4 protein-coding genes are annotated in these 16,165 nt (G+C 77.5%); all 4 read left to right on the top strand.

Going from position 1 to position 16,165, the window contains the following annotated elements; all coding sequences use genetic code 11:
- The first annotated feature begins 12 nt into the window (after positions 1–12).
- The 4 genes from AMIR_RS13600 (at position 13) to AMIR_RS13585 (ending at position 16,153) form a co-directional block, all read left to right on the top strand.
- Positions 13–10,245: a non-ribosomal peptide synthetase gene (locus tag AMIR_RS13600; RefSeq protein WP_015801543.1), complete on the top strand. Its 10,233-nt coding sequence runs from the start codon at positions 13–15 to the stop codon at positions 10,243–10,245.
- Positions 10,242–11,645 carry an MDR family MFS transporter gene (locus tag AMIR_RS13595; RefSeq protein WP_015801542.1) on the top strand — a complete coding sequence of 468 codons (1,404 nt, stop codon included), beginning with the start codon at positions 10,242–10,244 and terminating at the stop codon, positions 11,643–11,645. Before AMIR_RS13600 ends, AMIR_RS13595 begins: the two co-directional genes overlap by 4 nt.
- Positions 11,638–12,699 (top strand): 3-deoxy-7-phosphoheptulonate synthase, encoded by a 1,062-nt coding sequence (locus AMIR_RS13590; protein WP_015801541.1) that lies wholly within the window; start codon positions 11,638–11,640, stop codon positions 12,697–12,699. Before AMIR_RS13595 ends, AMIR_RS13590 begins: the two co-directional genes overlap by 8 nt.
- A 655-nt stretch (positions 12,700–13,354) precedes the next feature.
- Positions 13,355–16,153: a helix-turn-helix transcriptional regulator gene (locus AMIR_RS13585; RefSeq protein WP_041836736.1), complete on the top strand. Its 2,799-nt coding sequence runs from the start codon at positions 13,355–13,357 to the stop codon at positions 16,151–16,153.
- Positions 16,154–16,165 lie beyond the last annotated feature (12 nt).

Below are 16,165 nucleotides of genomic sequence, written 5' to 3'. Positions count from 1 at the left end.
CGGGAGCCCGAGTTGAGCACTGCCCGAGTCCAGTCCGCCCAGGAGAGCACCGAGCTGCTGGAGCTGACCGGCGCCCAGCTGGGCGTGTTCAACGCCCAGCGCCTGGAACCGGACTCGCCGCACTACGTGGTGGGCGACGTGGTGGAGGTGCGCGGCGGCGGCCCGGTGGACGCCGGGCTGCTGGCGCGCGCCGTGCGGGCCACCACGGGTGAGGCGGAGTCGTTGCGGCTGCGGGTGTTCGACACCCCGGACGGGCCGCGCCAGGTGGTGTCGGCCGAGCCGGTGCCGCTGCCGCCGGTGGTGGACCTGTCCGGTGAGGCCGACCCGGTGGCGGCGGCGCACGCGCTGGTGGAGGCCGAGCGGGCGCGCGCCGCCGAGCACTGCCGGGGGATGGTGGACCGGGCGCTGTGCTCGCGCGTGGTGATCCGGTTGTCGGACCGGGAGGTCTGGTACACCCAGCTCGGGCACCACCTGGTGTTCGACGGGTACACGGCGGCGATGCTGGCCCGCCGCACCGCCGCGCACTACACGGCGCTGGTGCGCGGGACGGCGGTGGCGAAGTGCCCGTTCGGCCGGTTCGCCGACCTCGTGGCCGCCGACCTGGCGTACCGGGCGAGCCCGCAGGCGGCGGCGGACCGGGCCTACTGGGTGGAGCGGTTCACGCCGCTGCCCGAGGTGGGAAGCCTTGCCGAGCCAGGGGTTTCCGGCGCGCCGACGCGGACGGTGACCGCGCGGACCGTGCTGCCCGCGTCGGCGGTGGCGCGGCTCAAGGAGGTCGCCGAGGGCTGCGCGAAGGACTCGGGTGGCGCGACCTGGGGCGACGCGCTGATCGCCTGCTACGCGGCGTACCTGCACCGGGTGCTGGGTCAGGGCGAGGCGGTGTTCGCGCTGCCGCTGATGTGCCGCACCGGGAGCGCGGCGCTGCGCACCCCGGCGATGGCGGTCAACGTGCTGCCGCTGCGGGTCCCCGTGCGGGGTGGGGACCGGCTCGGCGAGCTGACCGGGCGGGTCGCGGCGCTGATGCGCCAGGTGCGGGCGCACCAGCGGTACCGGGGCGAGGACCTGCCGCGCGACCTGGCCGCGCCTGGGGCGGGCGCGCTGCTGCACGGGCGCGGGGTGAACCTGAAGGCGTTCGACCTGAAGCTGGACTTCGCGGGCGCGGCCGGGACGATGCGCAACGTGGCGGGCGGGCCGCCGGAGGACATGGGGCTCAGCGTGCTGCCGACCGGGGACGGCGGGCTGCTGCTGGGGTTCGAGGTGGACGGGCGCACCCACGACCAGGCGGCGGTGGACCGCAGGTTGGCCGGGTTCACCGCGCTGGTGGCCGGGTTGTGCGCGGCGGACGCGCCGCCGGTCGCGCGGGTGGACCTGATCGGCGCGCAGGAGCGGGACGAGCTGCTGGCGCGCTGGGCGACGCCCGCGCTGCCCGGCCCGGTGCTGGACGTGCCGGAACTGCTGGCCGGGCTGGACGCGGACGCGATCGCGTTGGCGCACAACGGGGTCGCGCTGTCCGGGGCCGAGCTGTCCGGGTGGGCGCACCGGGTGGCGCGGGTGCTGCGGGCACGCGGGATCGGGCCGGACGACGTGGTGGCGCTGGCCGTGCCGCGCTCGGTCGGGACCGTGGTGGGGCTGCTCGGGTCCCTGGTCGCGGGGGCGGCGTTCCTGCCGCTGGACACCGCGCACCCGGAGGCGCGGGTGCGGGAGCTGGTGGCCGGGGCGCGGATCGCGCTGGTGACGGCCGAGCTGGCGCACCTGGTGCCGGACGGGGTCGAGTCGGTGGTGCTGGACTCGGCGGAGGTCGCGGAGGAGCTGACCGGGCACTCGCGGGAGGCGTTGGCGGAGCACGAGCTGGCGGCCCCGCGCCACCCCGAGCACCTGGCGTACGTGCTGCACACCTCCGGGTCGACCGGCAGGCCCAAGGGGGTGCTGGTGCGGCGGGGCGGGTTGGCCGCGCTGCTGCACCACCACCGGGGGATCACGGCGCCCGCGGCGGAGCGGGCGGCCGGGCGGCGGTTGCGGGTGGCGCACACCTACTCGTTCGCGTTCGACTCGGCGCTCGACCAGCTGGCGTGGTTGCTGTGCGGGCACGAGCTGCGGTTGTACGACGCCGAGGTGGCGCGGGACGTGGACGCGCTGCTGGCCGCGGTGCGGCGGGACCGGGTCGACGTGGTGGACACGACCCCGTCGCTGGCCGCGCCGCTGGTGGCGGCCGGGCTGCTGGAGGGGGAGCACCGGCCCGCGCTGCTGGTGCTGGGCGGCGAGGCGACGCCGCCCGCGCTGTGGCGGCGGGTCGTGGCGTCGGGGGTGCGGGCGCGCAACGCGTACGGGCCGACCGAGTCCACTGTGGACGCCACGGTGGCGGTGCTGTCCGGGGACGACCCGGTGATCGGGCACCCGGTGTCGGGGACTCGGGTCTACCTGCTGGACGGGGCGCTGCGGCCGGTCCCCGAGGGCGTGGCCGGTGAGCTGTACCTGGCGGGACCGCAGCTGGCGCGCGGGTACCTGGGTCAGCCGGGGGCGACGGCGGAGCGGTTCGTGGCCGACCCGTTCGGCGCGCCGGGCGAGCGGATGTACCGGACCGGCGACCTGGCCCGGTGGACGGCTCGGGGCGTGGAGTACCTGGGGCGGCAGGACGGCCAGGTGAAGGTGCGCGGGCACCGGGTCGAGGTCGGCGAGGTGGAGGCGGCGCTGGGGGCGCTGCCGGGTGTCGCCGCGGCTGCGGCGGACGTGCGCTCGGACGGCGGTCCGGCGCGGCTGGTCGGGTACGTGGTGGCCGAGGCGGGCGCGGTGGTGACGGCGGAGTCGGTGCGGGACGCGCTGGCCGCCGACCTGCCGGACCACCTGGTGCCGTCGGCGGTGGTGCTGCTGGAGGCGCTGCCGGTGACGGTGAACGGCAAGCTGGACCGGGCCGCGCTGCCCGCGCCGCAGGTCGCCGGTGGCGGGCGGGCCCCGCGCACCGAGGCGGAGCGGCTGCTGTGCGCGGCGGTCGCCGAGGCGGTCGGGGCCGGGTCGGTCGGGGTGGACGACGACTTCTTCGCGCTGGGCGGGGACAGCATCACCGCGATCGGGGTGAGCGCGGCGCTGCGGGCGCACGGGCTTGAGCTGCGCCCGCGTGACCTGCTGGGCAGGCGGGACCTGGCGGCGCTGGCGGCGTCGGCGCGGCCGGTGGGCGAGGTGGCGGCGGTGGCCGACGAGCCGACCGGGCCGGTGCCCGCGCCGCCGATCGTGCGCGCCCTGCTGGACGCCAACGCGCCGGAGGACTTCGCCGGGTACGCGCAGTGGAGCGCGCCGCAGGTGTCCGATGTGGACGGTTTCCGGCTGGTCGCCGGGGTGCGCGCGGTGCTGGACCACCACGACGCGCTGCGGCTGATCGCGACGCCCGCCGGGCTGGTGGTCCGGCCGCGCGGGGCGGTGGCGGCGGAGACCGCGGTGCGCGAGTGGCCCGCCGGGGCGACGGCGGCCGAGGTCGCGGCGCTGCTGGCGGGTGAGCTGGACCCTGGCGCGGGCGAGCTGGTGCGGGTGGCGCTGGGCGACGGCGTGCTGGTCGTCGTGCTGCACCACCTGGTGGTCGACGGGGTGTCCTGGCGGGTGCTGCTGCCCGACCTGCGGGCCGCGTGCGCCGGGCGGGAGCTGCCGCCCGTCGGGTCGTCCTGGCGGCGGCACGCGCTGGCGCTGGCCGAGCAGGGGGCGACCGGGGCGCGGCGGGACGAGCTGCCGCACTGGCGGGCCGTGCGCGGCGCCGGGTTCCGGCTCGGCGCGCGGGACCTGACCGGCGCGGACACCGCGTCCACCGCCGCGGTCACGACCACCACCGCTCCGGCGCGGGTCGCGGGGCCGCTGCTGACCGACCTGACCGCCGCCTACCGGGCCGGTGCGGACGAGGTGCTGATCGCCGCGCTCGTGCTCGCGCTGCGGGTGTGGCGCGGGGCCGACGACGCGATCCCGGTCAGCACCGAGGGCCACGGCCGGGAGCTGCCCGGAGCCGACCTGTCGCGCGCGGTCGGCTGGTTCACCAGCGAGTACCCGGTGCTGGTGCCCGCCGACGCCGTCCGGTCGGCCGAGGCGCTGGCCGACGCGCTCGCCGGTGGTGACGCGGCGGGCGCGCTGGTGCGGGCCGCCAAGGAGGCCAAGCGGGCCGCGCCCGACCACGGCGTCGGGTACGGCGTGCTGCGGCACCTGGACCCGGTCGCCGCCGAGGAGCTGGCCGGGCCGCCGCCGCAGCTGCTGCTCAACCACCTGGGCCGGTTCGCGCCGCTGCCCGGTGACGGGTGGCGGTTGCCCGAGCGGGACGCGTTCTCCGTCGTCGAGCCGGGTGGCAAGAAGCTGGAGCAGGTGCTGGCGCTCAACAGCTTCGTGCACGCGGACGGCGCGCTCGCCGTCGAGTGGACCGCCGCGGGTCGCGTCCTGGGCGCGGACGCGGTGTCCGGGCTCCAGGACGCGTGGACGCGGGCGCTGGAAGCGCTCGCCGCGCACGCCGGGCGGATCGGGCCCGACGGCGGCGCGCTGACCCCGTCCGACGTGCCGCTCGTCGGGCTGGACGCGGACGAGCTGGCCGTCGTCGAGCGGGACGGGCGCGTGGTGGACGTGCTGCCCGCGACGCCGCTGCAGGTCGGTCTGGCGTTCCACACCCTGGTGCGGGCCGACGACGAGGCCGACGTGTACGTGGTGCAGGCCGTGACGCACCTGGTCGGCGCGCTGGACGCGGACCGGTTGCGCGAGGCCGCCGCCGAGCTGCTGCGGCGCACGCCGGCGCTGCGGGTGCACCTGCACACTTCGGCGTCCGGCGAGGTCGTGCAGGTCGTGCCCGCCGCCGTGCGCCTGGACTGGCGGCAGGACTGGCAGCAGGACGGCGGGGAGGCGTTCGAGCGGGCCTGCCGGGAGGAGCTGACCCGGCCGTTCCACCCGGACCGGCCGCCGCTGATCCGGTTCCTGCTGTGCTCGCTGTCGCGGGACGAGCACCGGCTGGTGATCACCAACCACCACGCGCTGCTCGACGGCTGGTCCATGCCCCTGGTGGGCCGCTCGCTGCTGGCGCTGTACGCCGAACTCGGTGGTGGGCCGGAGGTTCCGGCCGTCCCGCCGCTCGGGGAGTTCCACCGCTGGCTGGCCGGGCGCGACCGGGACGCCGCGCGGGCCGCGTGGGGCGCGGAGCTGGCCGGGGTGGACGAGGGCACCCGGCTCGCCCCCGCGGGCGCCGGAACCGGCGTCGGCAGGCCGGAGCGGGTCTCGTTCGGGCTGGGCGCGGAGTTCAGCGCCCGGCTGACCGCGTTCGCGCGCGACCAGGGCGTCACGACCGCGACGGTGTTCCAGGCCGCCTGGGGCCTGCTGCTGGGCACGGTCACCGGTCGCCGGGACGTGCTGTTCGGCTGCCCGGTGTCCGGGAGGCCCGCCGAGGTCGACGGGGTCGCCACCGTGGTCGGGCAGCTCGGTGGCACGATCCCGGTGCGGGTGCGCTTCTCCCCCGCCGACACCGGGGCCGGGCTGCTGGCGCGGGTGCACGAGCACGGCGCGGCGCTGGTGGAGCACCACCACGTCGGCCTGCCGGAGCTCCAGCGCTCGGTCGGGGTGGGCGAGCTGTTCGACACCATGCTGGTGGTGGAGAACTTCCCGCTCTCCAACCGGGACCGCACCACCCTCGCGCCGGGCCTGGACCTGGTCGGGGTGGACATCACCGACGCCACGCACTACCCGCTGACCGTCGTGGTGATCCCCGGCGCGGAGATCACCGTGGGGCTGGGCTACCAGGCGCACGCGTTCGACGCGGACACCGTGCGCGGGTACGGCCGGTGGCTGCTGCGGGTGCTGGAGGGGCTGGTCGACGGGCCGGAACTCCCCTTGGGGCGCTTGGCGATCCTGCCGGACGACGAGCGGGAGGCCGTGCTGCGCCTGGGGGTGGGCGCGGAGCCCTCGCGCGAGCGGGCCGGGTGCCTCGAGGAGTTCGGGCGGTGGGTGCGGCGCGGGCCGGACGCGGAAGCCGTGGTGTGCCGGTCGCGCTCGCTGAGCTACGCCGAGCTGGACCGGCGGGCCAACCGGGTGGCGAACGCGCTGGTCGCGGCGGGGGTGACGCCGCAGGACAGCGTGGCGGTGCTGCTGCCGCGCGACGTGGACCTGGTGGTGGCGCTGCTCGCGGCGTTCAAGGCGGGCGCGGTGCACGTGCCGATGGACCCCGGCTACCCGCGCGAGCGGCTGGCCGTGATGTGCGAGGAGGTCGCGCCCGCCGCGGTGATCACCACCGCCGACGTGCTGGCCGCCGGGCTGCCGGTGGACGCGCCCGCGCTGGTGCTGGACGAGTCCGAGGTGGACGGACCGGCGGAGTGGGACGAGGACCCGGTCGCGGCGCGCGCCGGTTTCCACGAGGACTGGTTGGCGTACGTCATCTTCACCTCCGGCACCACCGGGCGCCCCAAGGCGGTCGGGGTGCCGCACCGGGGCGTGCCGAGCCTGCTGACCCTGCAGGAGGACGTGGTCGGGGTCACCGAGCGCGACCGGTACCTGCACTTCGCGTCGACCAGCTTCGACGTGGCGTTCTGGCAGTTCATGGTGCCGCTGCTGTCCGGCGGCACGTCGGTGATCGCGCCGGAGGAGGTGCGGGTGCCCGGTGACGAGCTGCTGGAGTACGTGCGGGAGCACCGGGTGACCGGGGTGAACCTGCTGCCCTCGTTCCTGGCCGCGATGCCGGACGACGCGGCGGTCGACCCGGATGTGTTCTTCGTGGTCGGGGCGGAGCGGCTGGACCCGGAGCTGGCGCGCCGGTGGGGCGGTCGGCGGGCGCTGTTCAACGCGTACGGGCCGACCGAGGTGACGGTGAACTCGGTGACCTGGCGCTACTCCCCCGACGACCCCGGCCCGCTGCCGATCGGGCGGCCGGACCCGCAGGTGCGGGCGCACGTGCTGGACGGCGCGCTGCGCCCGGTCGGCGTCGGCGTGGTCGGCGAGCTCTACCTGGCCGGACCGAAGCTGGCGCGCGGGTACCTGAACCGGCCGGGGCTCACGGCGGGCGCGTTCGTCGCGGACCCGTTCGGGCCGCCCGGCGAGCGGATGTACCGGACCGGGGACCTGGTGCGGTGGCGGCCGGACGGGAACCTGGTGTTCCTGGGCCGGGTCGACCACCAGGTGAAGGTGCGCGGCTTCCGGATCGAGCTGGCCGAGGTGGAGACCGCGCTGACGCGGCAGGACGGGGTGCGGGCCTGCGCGGTGGTCGCGCGGGCGAACCGGTTGATCGGGTACGTGATCCCGGTCGACGGCGTGGAGCTGGACGTGGCGGCGGTGCGGGCCGCGCTGGCGCGGGAGCTGCCGGAGCACGTGGTGCCGTCGGCGCTGGTGGTGCTGGACGCGCTGCCGCTCACGCCCGGCGGGAAGCTGGACCGGGCCGCGCTGCCGGAACCGGCGCGGGTCGCGGCCCCGGCGCGGGAACCGGTGACGCGTGAGGAGTCCGCGCTGCTGGCGGTGGTGCGGGAGGTGCTGGGCGCCGGGGTCGGGCTGGACGACGAGTTCCTGTCGGTCGGCGGGGACAGCATCGTGACGCTGCAGGTGGTGTCGCGGGCGCGGCGGGCCGGGCTGGTGCTGTCGGCTCGGGACGTGTTCGACGGCGGCACGATCGCCGGGATCGCGGCGCGCTGCGGGCGGGAGGCCGTTGTGGCGGCGGAGAAGCCGGTCGTCGGGGACGTGCCGCTGCTGCCGGTGGCGCGGGAGCTGCTGGCGCGCGCCGGGGAGCGGGCGGCCGGGTTCTGCCAGTGGACGCAGGTGTGCGTCCCGGCTGGCGCGGGCGCGGCGCGGTGGGAGCGGGTGCTGGACGCGGTGCTGGCGCGGCACGACGTGCTGCGGGCCCGGTTGGTCGGGCAGGTGCTGCGGATCGCGCCGGTGGGCGGGGTGCGCGGGGCCGACGTGCTCGTGGCCGTGTCGGACGACGACCCGGATTCCGCCGTGGCGCGGGAACTCGCGCGGGTGCGGGCGGAGCTGGACCCGGAGCGCGGGCCGCTGCTGCGCGCGGTGTGGGTGGACGCCGGGCCGGAGCGGCTGGGCCGGTTGCTGCTGGTGGCGCACCACCTCGTCGTGGACGGGGTGTCGTGGCGGGTGCTGCTGGACGACGTCGCGCAGGCGTTCGACGGCGGGGAGCTGGTGCGGCGGGGGCGGTCCTACGCCGGGTGGGCCCGCGAGGTCGTCGGTTCGGCTCGGGACGCGGAGCTGCCGCACTGGCGCGCGGTGCTGGCCGACCCGCCCGCGCCGCTGTTCCCCGAGGCGCTCGATCCGGTGCGGGACACCGCGTCCACGGCCGTGCACCACGTGGTGGAGGTGGGGCCCGAGGTGACGCGGGCGGTGCTGACGGCGCTGCCCGCCGCCTACCGGACCACGCCGGACGCCGTGCTGCTGACGGCGCTGGCCGACGCGGTGGCGGCCTGGCGGGGTGGGGCGCGGGACGTGCTGGTGGCGCTGGAGGGCCACGGTCGGCCGCGCGAGGCCGATCTGGCGCAGGCGGTCGGCTGGTTCACCGCCGTGCACCCGGCGCGGGTGACCTGGCCGGACGACGACCCGGTGCGCGCGGTGAAGGCGGTCAAGGAGCACCTGGGCGCGCGCGGTGACGGGCTCGGGCACGGGCTGCTGCGGCTGGCCGGGGAGCTGCCCGGCGCGGTGGAGCCGGAGGTGGCGTTCAACTACCTCGGCCGGTTCGCGCCACAGTCCATTGTGGAGGGTGCGTGGCAGGTGCCGCCGGGCGCGGAGCCGCTGGGGTCCGGTGGCGGGGACGACATGCCGCTGCCGCAGGCGCTGGTGGTCAACGCGATGGTGCGGCACGAGGTGCTGGCGCTGCGGCTGACCTGGCCGTCCGGATTGCCGGGCGGGGAGCGGGTGGCCGAGCTGGGCGCGCTGCTGGTGGCGGCGCTGGGGCGGCTCGCGGACCCGGATGTGCTGGAGCGGGCCGGGTTGACCCCGTCCGACCTGCCGCTGGCCCCGCTGGACCAGGCGGACGTGGACGCGCTGGAGGACGCGCTGCCGGTGGCCGACGTGCTGCCGCTGACGCCGCTGCAGGAGGTGGTGCTGCGCTGGTCGCGGGCCGAGGTGGCGCGCGGGGCGCACGACCCGTACACGGTGCAGGCGGCGTTCACGATCGCCGGTGGGCTGGACGTGGAGGCGTTGCGGGAGGCCGGGGTCCGGTTGCTCCGGCGGCACCCGAACCTGGGCGCGGTGTTCCCGCTCGACCTGCCGGTGCAGGTGCTGCCCGCCGATCCGCGGCCCGGTTTCCGCGTGGTCGACGGGTCGGTGGACCGGGTGCTCGCCGACGACCTGGCGGAGCCGTTCGACCTCGCGGTCGGGCCACCGCTGCGGTTGACCGTCGTGCCGGTCGACGGGGGCGCGGTGCTGGTGCTCACCAGCCACCACGTGCTGTCGGACGGCTGGTCGGCGCCGCGCGTCCTCGGAGAGCTGTTCGCCCTGTACGCCGGGCGCGAGCTGCCCGAGCCCGTGCCGTTCGCCCGGTACCTGCGGTGGTTGGCCGACAACCCCGCGGACGAGGCGCGGTGGCGGCGGGAGCTGGCCGGGTTGGGCGAGGGCGACTACCTGGTCGGCTCGCGGCCCCGGCTGGTCGGCGCGGCCGAGGCGGTGCTGCTGGACGTGCCGCCGGACGCCGTCGCCGCGCTGGGGAGGGCGGCGGCCCGGCACGGGGTGACGCCGGGAACCCTGGTGCAGGGCGCGTGGTCGGCGGTGCTGGCCGCGGCGTCCGGGCGGTCAGAGGTGTGCTTCGGCACGATGGTCGCGAACCGGGCGGGCGAGGTCGACGGGGTCGAGGAGATCATCGGACTGCTGGTCGGCACGGCCCCGGTCCGGGTCGACCTGACCGGGCCGCTCGGCGAGGCGCTGGTGCGGGCGCAGCGGCGGCAGCAGGACCTCGTCGGGCAGCAGCACGTCGGCGTCGACGCGCTGGAGGCCCTGGTGGGGCACGGGTTGTTCGACACGCTGCTGGTGTTCGAGAACTACCCGTTCGACCCGGCGGCGCTGCGCGAGCCCGCGCCGGGGCTGGAGATCACCGGCAGCCGGTTCCGGGAGCGCACGCACCACCCGCTCACCGTGACCGTCGCGCCGGACGGGGACGGGTGGCGCGGGGTGCTCGTGCCGCAGGCCGGGGTGTTCGGGGAGGACGAGGTGCGCGGGATCGCGGGGCGGTTCGGGGCGGCGTTGCGCGGGATCGTGGACGCGCTGGACGGGGACGCGGCGGAGTTCGTGGCGCGGGTCGCCCTGGGCGGCGCGTCGTGACCGCCCCCGGTTCGCGCATCGACCGGCCGCTGCTGCGCACCGCGTTCGTGCTGGTGCTGGGCACGTTCATGGCCACCCTGGACGCGACGATCGTCGCGGTCGGCGTCGACCGGCTCTCCGAGGACTTCGGGGCCGGGGTCACCGAGGTGCAGTGGGTGACCACCGCCTACCTGCTGGCGGTGGTCGCCTCGGTGCCCGCGTCCGGGTGGCTGGCCGACCGGTTCGGCGGGCGGCGGGTGTGGCTGGGCGCGCTCGGGGTGTTCCTGCTCGGGTCGGCGCTGTGCGCGGTGGCCTGGTCGCTGCCGTCGCTGGTGGCGTTCCGGGTGGTGCAGGGCATCGGCGGCGGGCTGCTGCCGCCCACCGGTCAGGCGCTGCTGGCGCGCGTGGCCGGACCCGGCCGGATCGGGCGGTTGATCAGCGTCGTCGGCGTGGTGCCGCTGCTGTCCCCCGTGCTGGGGCCGCTGACGGGCGGGACGCTGCTGGCCGTCGCGGACTGGCCGTGGCTGTTCCTGGTGAACCTGCCGATCGGCGTGGTGGCGGCGGCGCTGGCGGTGCGGCACGTGCCGTCCGTTCCGCCGTCGGAGGCGCGCGCCCGGTTCGACCTGGTGGGCGCGCTGCTGCTCGCGCCCGGCCTGGCGGTGCTGGTGCTGGGCCTGACCGGGGACGGCGGTCCGCCGGTGTCGGCGGCCGGCATCGGGCTCGGGGTGCTGGCGCTGGTGGCGTTCACCTGGCACGGCCTGCGGGCGCGGGACGTGCCGCCGCTGGTGGACCCGAGGTTGTTCACCCGGCCGCCGTTCGGGGTCGCGGCGCTGGCGCTGCTGCTGCTGGGCGCGTCGGTGTTCGGCACGATGTTCCTGCTGCCGCTCTACCTGCAGGGCGGCGGCGGGCTCACCCCGTGGCGGACCGGGCTCCTCCTGGCCCCGCAGGGGATCGGCGCCGCCGCCGGGTCGGTGCTGGTGAGCCGGCTGGTGGACCGGACCGCGCCCAGGGTGCTGGTGCTGTGCGGCATCGGCCTGGTCGCGCTCGGCACGGTCCCGTTCACGCAGCTGCACCACGCGCCGCCGGACGCGCTGGTCGCGGGCGCGCTGCTGCTGCGCGGGGTCGGCGCGGCGCTGGTGAGCGCGCCGGTGCTGGCCACGGTGTACCGGAGCCTGCCGCCCGGCGGGCTGCCCAGGGCCGCGGGCGCGCTGAACCTGCTCAACACCGTCGGCGGCTCGCTCGGCACCGCGCTGCTCGCGGTGCTGCTCGGCGGGCGGCTGGCGGCGCGCGGCCCCGACGTGGCCGCCGCCTACGCCGACACCTTCTGGTGGGTGCTCGCGCTGGTGCTCGTCGCGGCGGCCGGGGCGACCCGGCTGCCCGCCTCCCCTCCCGTCTCCCCGAAGGACCCCAAGGATGACTGAGACCCTGACCGACGAGACCCTGACCGACCTGACGACCGCGCTGGCCGCGCTGGAGCCGAACCCGCCCGCGCCCTCGGACCTGATCGCCGCCCTGCCCGCGCCGGACCCGGTCCCCGGCCACCGGGCGGCGATCGCGGACGTGCTGGCGGGCCGCGACCCCCGGCTGCTGGCGGTGGTGGGGCCGTGCTCGGTGCACGACACCGGGGCGGCGCTGGAGTACGCGGAGCTGCTGGCCGGGACGGCCGCGCGGGTGGCGGACGACGTGCTGGTGGTGCTGCGCGGGTACCTGGAGAAACCGCGCACCGTGTCCGGCTGGACCGGGCTGCTGCCCGATCCGGGCATGGACGGCGGCGGGGACGTGGCGCGCGGGGTGCGGGTCGGGCGGGAGTTCCTGGTCGCGGCGGCGCGGGTGCTGCCGGTGGCGTACGAGTTCGTCGACCCGATGCTCGCGCCGTACGTGGCGGACGTGGTGTCGTGGGGCGCGGTCGGGGCGCGCACGGTCGCCAGCCAGCCGCACCGGCACCTGGCGTCGGCGCTGGGGATGCCGGTGGGGATGAAGAACTGCGTGTCCGGGGCGCTGGACACGGCGGTGGCGGCGGTGCGGGCGGCCGGGTTGTCGCACGTGTTCCCCGGCGTCGGCGTGGACGGTCGGCTGTCGGTGCTGCGCGGGAGCGGGAACCCGGACGCGCACCTGGTGCTGCGCGGCGGGATCTCGCCGAACTACGACGCGACGTCGGTGGCCACCGCGCTGGAGGCGCTGCGGGTGGCGAGGCTGCCGGAGCGGGTGGTGGTGGACGCCTCGCACGGCAACAGCGGCAAGGACCACAACCGGCAGCCCGCGGTGGTGGCGGACCTGGCGGGTCAGGTCGCGGGCGGGAACCGGGCGCTGGTGGGGGTGATGCTGGAGTCGTACCTGGCGGACGGGGCCCAGGCGCTCGCGCCCGGCCGCGCGGTGCGGCGGGATCTGAGCGTGACGGACGCGTGCCTGTCGTGGCCCAGGACGGCGGCGCTGCTGGAGGAGCTGGCGGTGGCGGCCCGGCGGCGGCGGCGGTGAGCTGACCGGGGGCCGCGCGGTCCCGTTCGAGCCTTCGGGCGGCCCTGGAACCGAGGCCACCCGTGCGACCACGTCCGGTCGCGCGGGTGGCCTTCGTGCTGTTCGCGGCCGGTTTCCGGATCTGGTCGGATGCGCGCGACCACGCGGGGAGCACTCCGGGGAGAAGGGAAAGTCACCGCATCTCACTCACGGGAACGCGCACCTTCCCGAACCCTCCCCGGCGGCAATCCGTCCACAGCGTGGAGAAACCAAAAACCCCGATGCGCCTGCCACCCCACCCCGAACTCCCCGGTCTTCGGATTGGCGAAACACCGCACCCCGAACCCCACCGCCCATACCCGCACCCCCGCCGACCTGCGCACGAGCGCGCCGGAACAGCGCTCCGGCGCAGCTCGAAGCCGCTCCGGGGCACGCGCCGGGCGAAAAGCGTAAATGTCCGCGAAACCACGACGTCGCCATCCCGCAACCCGCGCACTATTCACCACGGCGAATGGCTTATCTGGACATGCCCTCTTGGTCGCAGTTAAGGTCGGGTCGAATACCGCTATTCGATTGTCGAGCAAGCCGGGTGGGGTCGGCCCCGCCGGTTCGCCCGCTCCGCCGCCGGGGGACGGCCGCGGCGCCACCGGTGGCGACGTCCCGGAGGAGGAGTGGAGTGATCGAGCGGGACCACGAGCTGGGGCTGCTGCGCGCGCTGCTCGCGGACGCGGTCGACGGGCGCGGCGGCGCCGCCGTGGTGACCGGGCCGGTGGCCACCGGGAAGACCGAGCTGCTGACCGCGTTCGCCGGGCACGCCGTCGAGGCGGGCGCGGTCGTGCTCGGCTCGGTGTCCTCGCGCGGCGAGCGCGGCATCCCGTTCGCCGCGCTCGGGCAGGCGCTCCAGCGGCCCTCGGCCATGTCGTCCCGGTTCCCCGAGGTCCTGCGGCTGCTGGACGAGGCGGGGTGGCCCGCGGGGGCGCGGGCGGCGCGGGAGCCGCTGCCGCAGGTGGGGCCGCTGATCTCGCGGACGCTGTGGCGCGCGGTGCTGGAGGTCACCGCCGGGCGCCCGCTCGTGCTGATCGCCGACGACGCCGACCTCGCCGACGAGCACTCGCTGCGCTGCCTGTCGTTCGTGGCCCGCCGGGCGCGCGGGGCGCGGGTGGCCGTGGTGCTGGCCGCGCAGACCGGGACCCGGCGCGCCAACCCGTTCCTGCTCGGCGAGGTGCACCGGCAGCCGCTGTGGCGGCAGGTCCGGCTCGCGCCGCTGAGCGCGGGCGCGGTGGCGGAGGCGGTGGCGCGGCGGTTCGGGGCCGCGGCCGGGTCCGCCGCCGGGTGGCACGCGGTGAGCGGCGGGAACCCGTTGCTGCTCAAGGCGCTGCTGGAGGACGGGGTGGCGCGGGACGGGGGTGGGCCCGCGCCGGGCGAGGCGTTCGCGGAGGCGGTGGGGGCGGTGCTGCACCGGTGCGACCCGGAGCTCGCGGACGTGGCGGTGGCGTGCGCCGTGCTGGACCGGCCCGCGGAGCCCGAGCAGGTGGCCGACCTGCTGGGCGTGCCGCCGGAGTCGGTGCTGGTGCGCACCAGGGCGCTGGACTCGGCCGGGGTGACGGTGGGCGGGCGGTTGCCGCACGCCGCCGCGCGCGCGGCGGTGCTCGCCCCGCTCCCGGCCGGGGAGCGGGCCGCGCTGCGCCTGCGGGCGGCCCGGCGGCTGTACTACGGCGGCGCGGCGCCCGACGCGGTGGCGGACCTGCTGCTGGCGGGCGGGGACGCGCTGCCGGGGTGGAGCGCGTCGCTGCTGCTGGAGGCCGGGACCGCGGCGCTGCGGGACGACCGGGTCGAGCGGGCGGTCGCGTACCTGGAGCTGGGGGCGCGGGTGGCGACGGGCGCGCGGGAACGGGTCGCGGTGCTGAGCCTGCTGGTCTCGGCGCACCTGCGCGGCGGTGGGGCGGGGTGCGCGCGGCACGTGGACCGGCTGCTGGAGGCCGCGGCGGAGGGCGGGTTCCCCGGACCGCTGGCCCCGGTGGTGTGCCACCTGGTGCGGGCGGGCCGGTTGGACGACGCGGCCACGCTGCTCGGGCGGCTCGCGCCCCCCGGCGGGCGGGTGCCGCTGCGGTTGCGGGTGGAGCTGCCGTTCCTGCGGACCTGGCTGGCGTACCACGCGCCGGGGCTGCCCGCGCGCGGCCCGGAGCTGCTGGACGACGACGACGCGGAGTACCTGCTGCGCGAGGCCGGGATGTCGCCGCAGGCGCAGGCGGTGCGGGTGCTGGAGATCGCGCTGGCGGGCGGGGACCCGGAGGAGGCGGTCGAGCACGCCGAGCACGTGCTGCACGGGTGCGCGCTGACCGACCGGAACGCCGAGGTGCTGTTCAGCGTGCTGACCGCGCTGGTGGACCTGGACCGGTGGCGGGAGGCGCTGCCGTGGTGCGAGGCGCTGCTGGCCGAGGCGGGGGCGCGGGACGCGGGGGCGTGGACGGCGGTGCTGCTGGGGGTGCGGGCGGACATCGCGCTGCGGGCCTCGGAGTACGGGGCGGCGATCGAGCACGCGCGGCGGGCGCTGGCGGGGGTGCGCGCCGAGTCGTGGGGCGCGATGGCGGGACGGCCGCTGGCGACGCTGCTGCACGCGGGCACGGCGTCCGGGCGGTGCGGGGTGGAGCTGCCCCGGCGGCAGGTGCCGGAGGTGACGTTCCGGACCACGGCCGGGTTGCGGTACTGGCTGGCCAAGGGCTGGCAGGACCTGGCGGCGGGCCGGTTGCACGCGGCGGCCACCGCGTTCCGGGCGTGCGGGGAGCTGGCGGTGGCGTGGGGGGTGGACGCGGTGGGGTTGCTGCCGTGGCGGACCGGGGTGGCGCAGGTGCTGCTGCGGCGCGGGAAGACCGGGCAGGCGCGGGCGGTGCTGGAGGAGCAGCTCGCGCGGGCGCACCGGGGTGACGGGCGGGTGCGGGGGGTGACGCTGCGGCTGCTGGCGCAGACGGTGGGACCGGCGGAGCGGCCGGGGTTGCTGCGGGAGGCGGTGGAGGTGCTGGAGCGGTGCGGGGCGGTGGTGGAGCAGGCGCACGCGCTGGCGGACCTCGGGCAGGCGCTGCACCGGCTCGGGGACTTCGACCGGGGGCGGGTGGCGGTGCGGCGGGCGTGGTCGTTGGCGGAGCGGTTCGGGGTGGGGTTGCCGGGTGAGCGGCCGGGGCAGGGCGGGCGGGACGCGCGGGAGGGTGGGCGGGAGGGTGGGCGGGAGGGGTTGGTGGAGCGGCGGGCGGTGGAGGTCAGGCGGTTGAGCGAGGCGGAGCGGCGGGTGGCGGAGCTGGCGGCTCGGGGGGACAAGAACCAGGAGATCGCGCGGAAGCTGTTCATCACGGTGAGCACGGTGGAGCAGCACTTGACGCGGGTGTACCGGAAGCTGCGGGTGACCCGGCGGACGGATCTGCCGGGGGTGCTGGACCTGCTGGAGGTGGACGGCGCGTTGAGCGGGGTGGTGTCCGGGTGAGGCGCGGTCCGA

The organism is Actinosynnema mirum DSM 43827, from assembly GCF_000023245.1.
GTDB lineage: Bacteria > Actinomycetota > Actinomycetes > Mycobacteriales > Pseudonocardiaceae > Actinosynnema > Actinosynnema mirum.
Note: the sequence above shows the minus strand (reverse complement) of the source record. Positions and strands in the feature narration are given on the sequence as shown.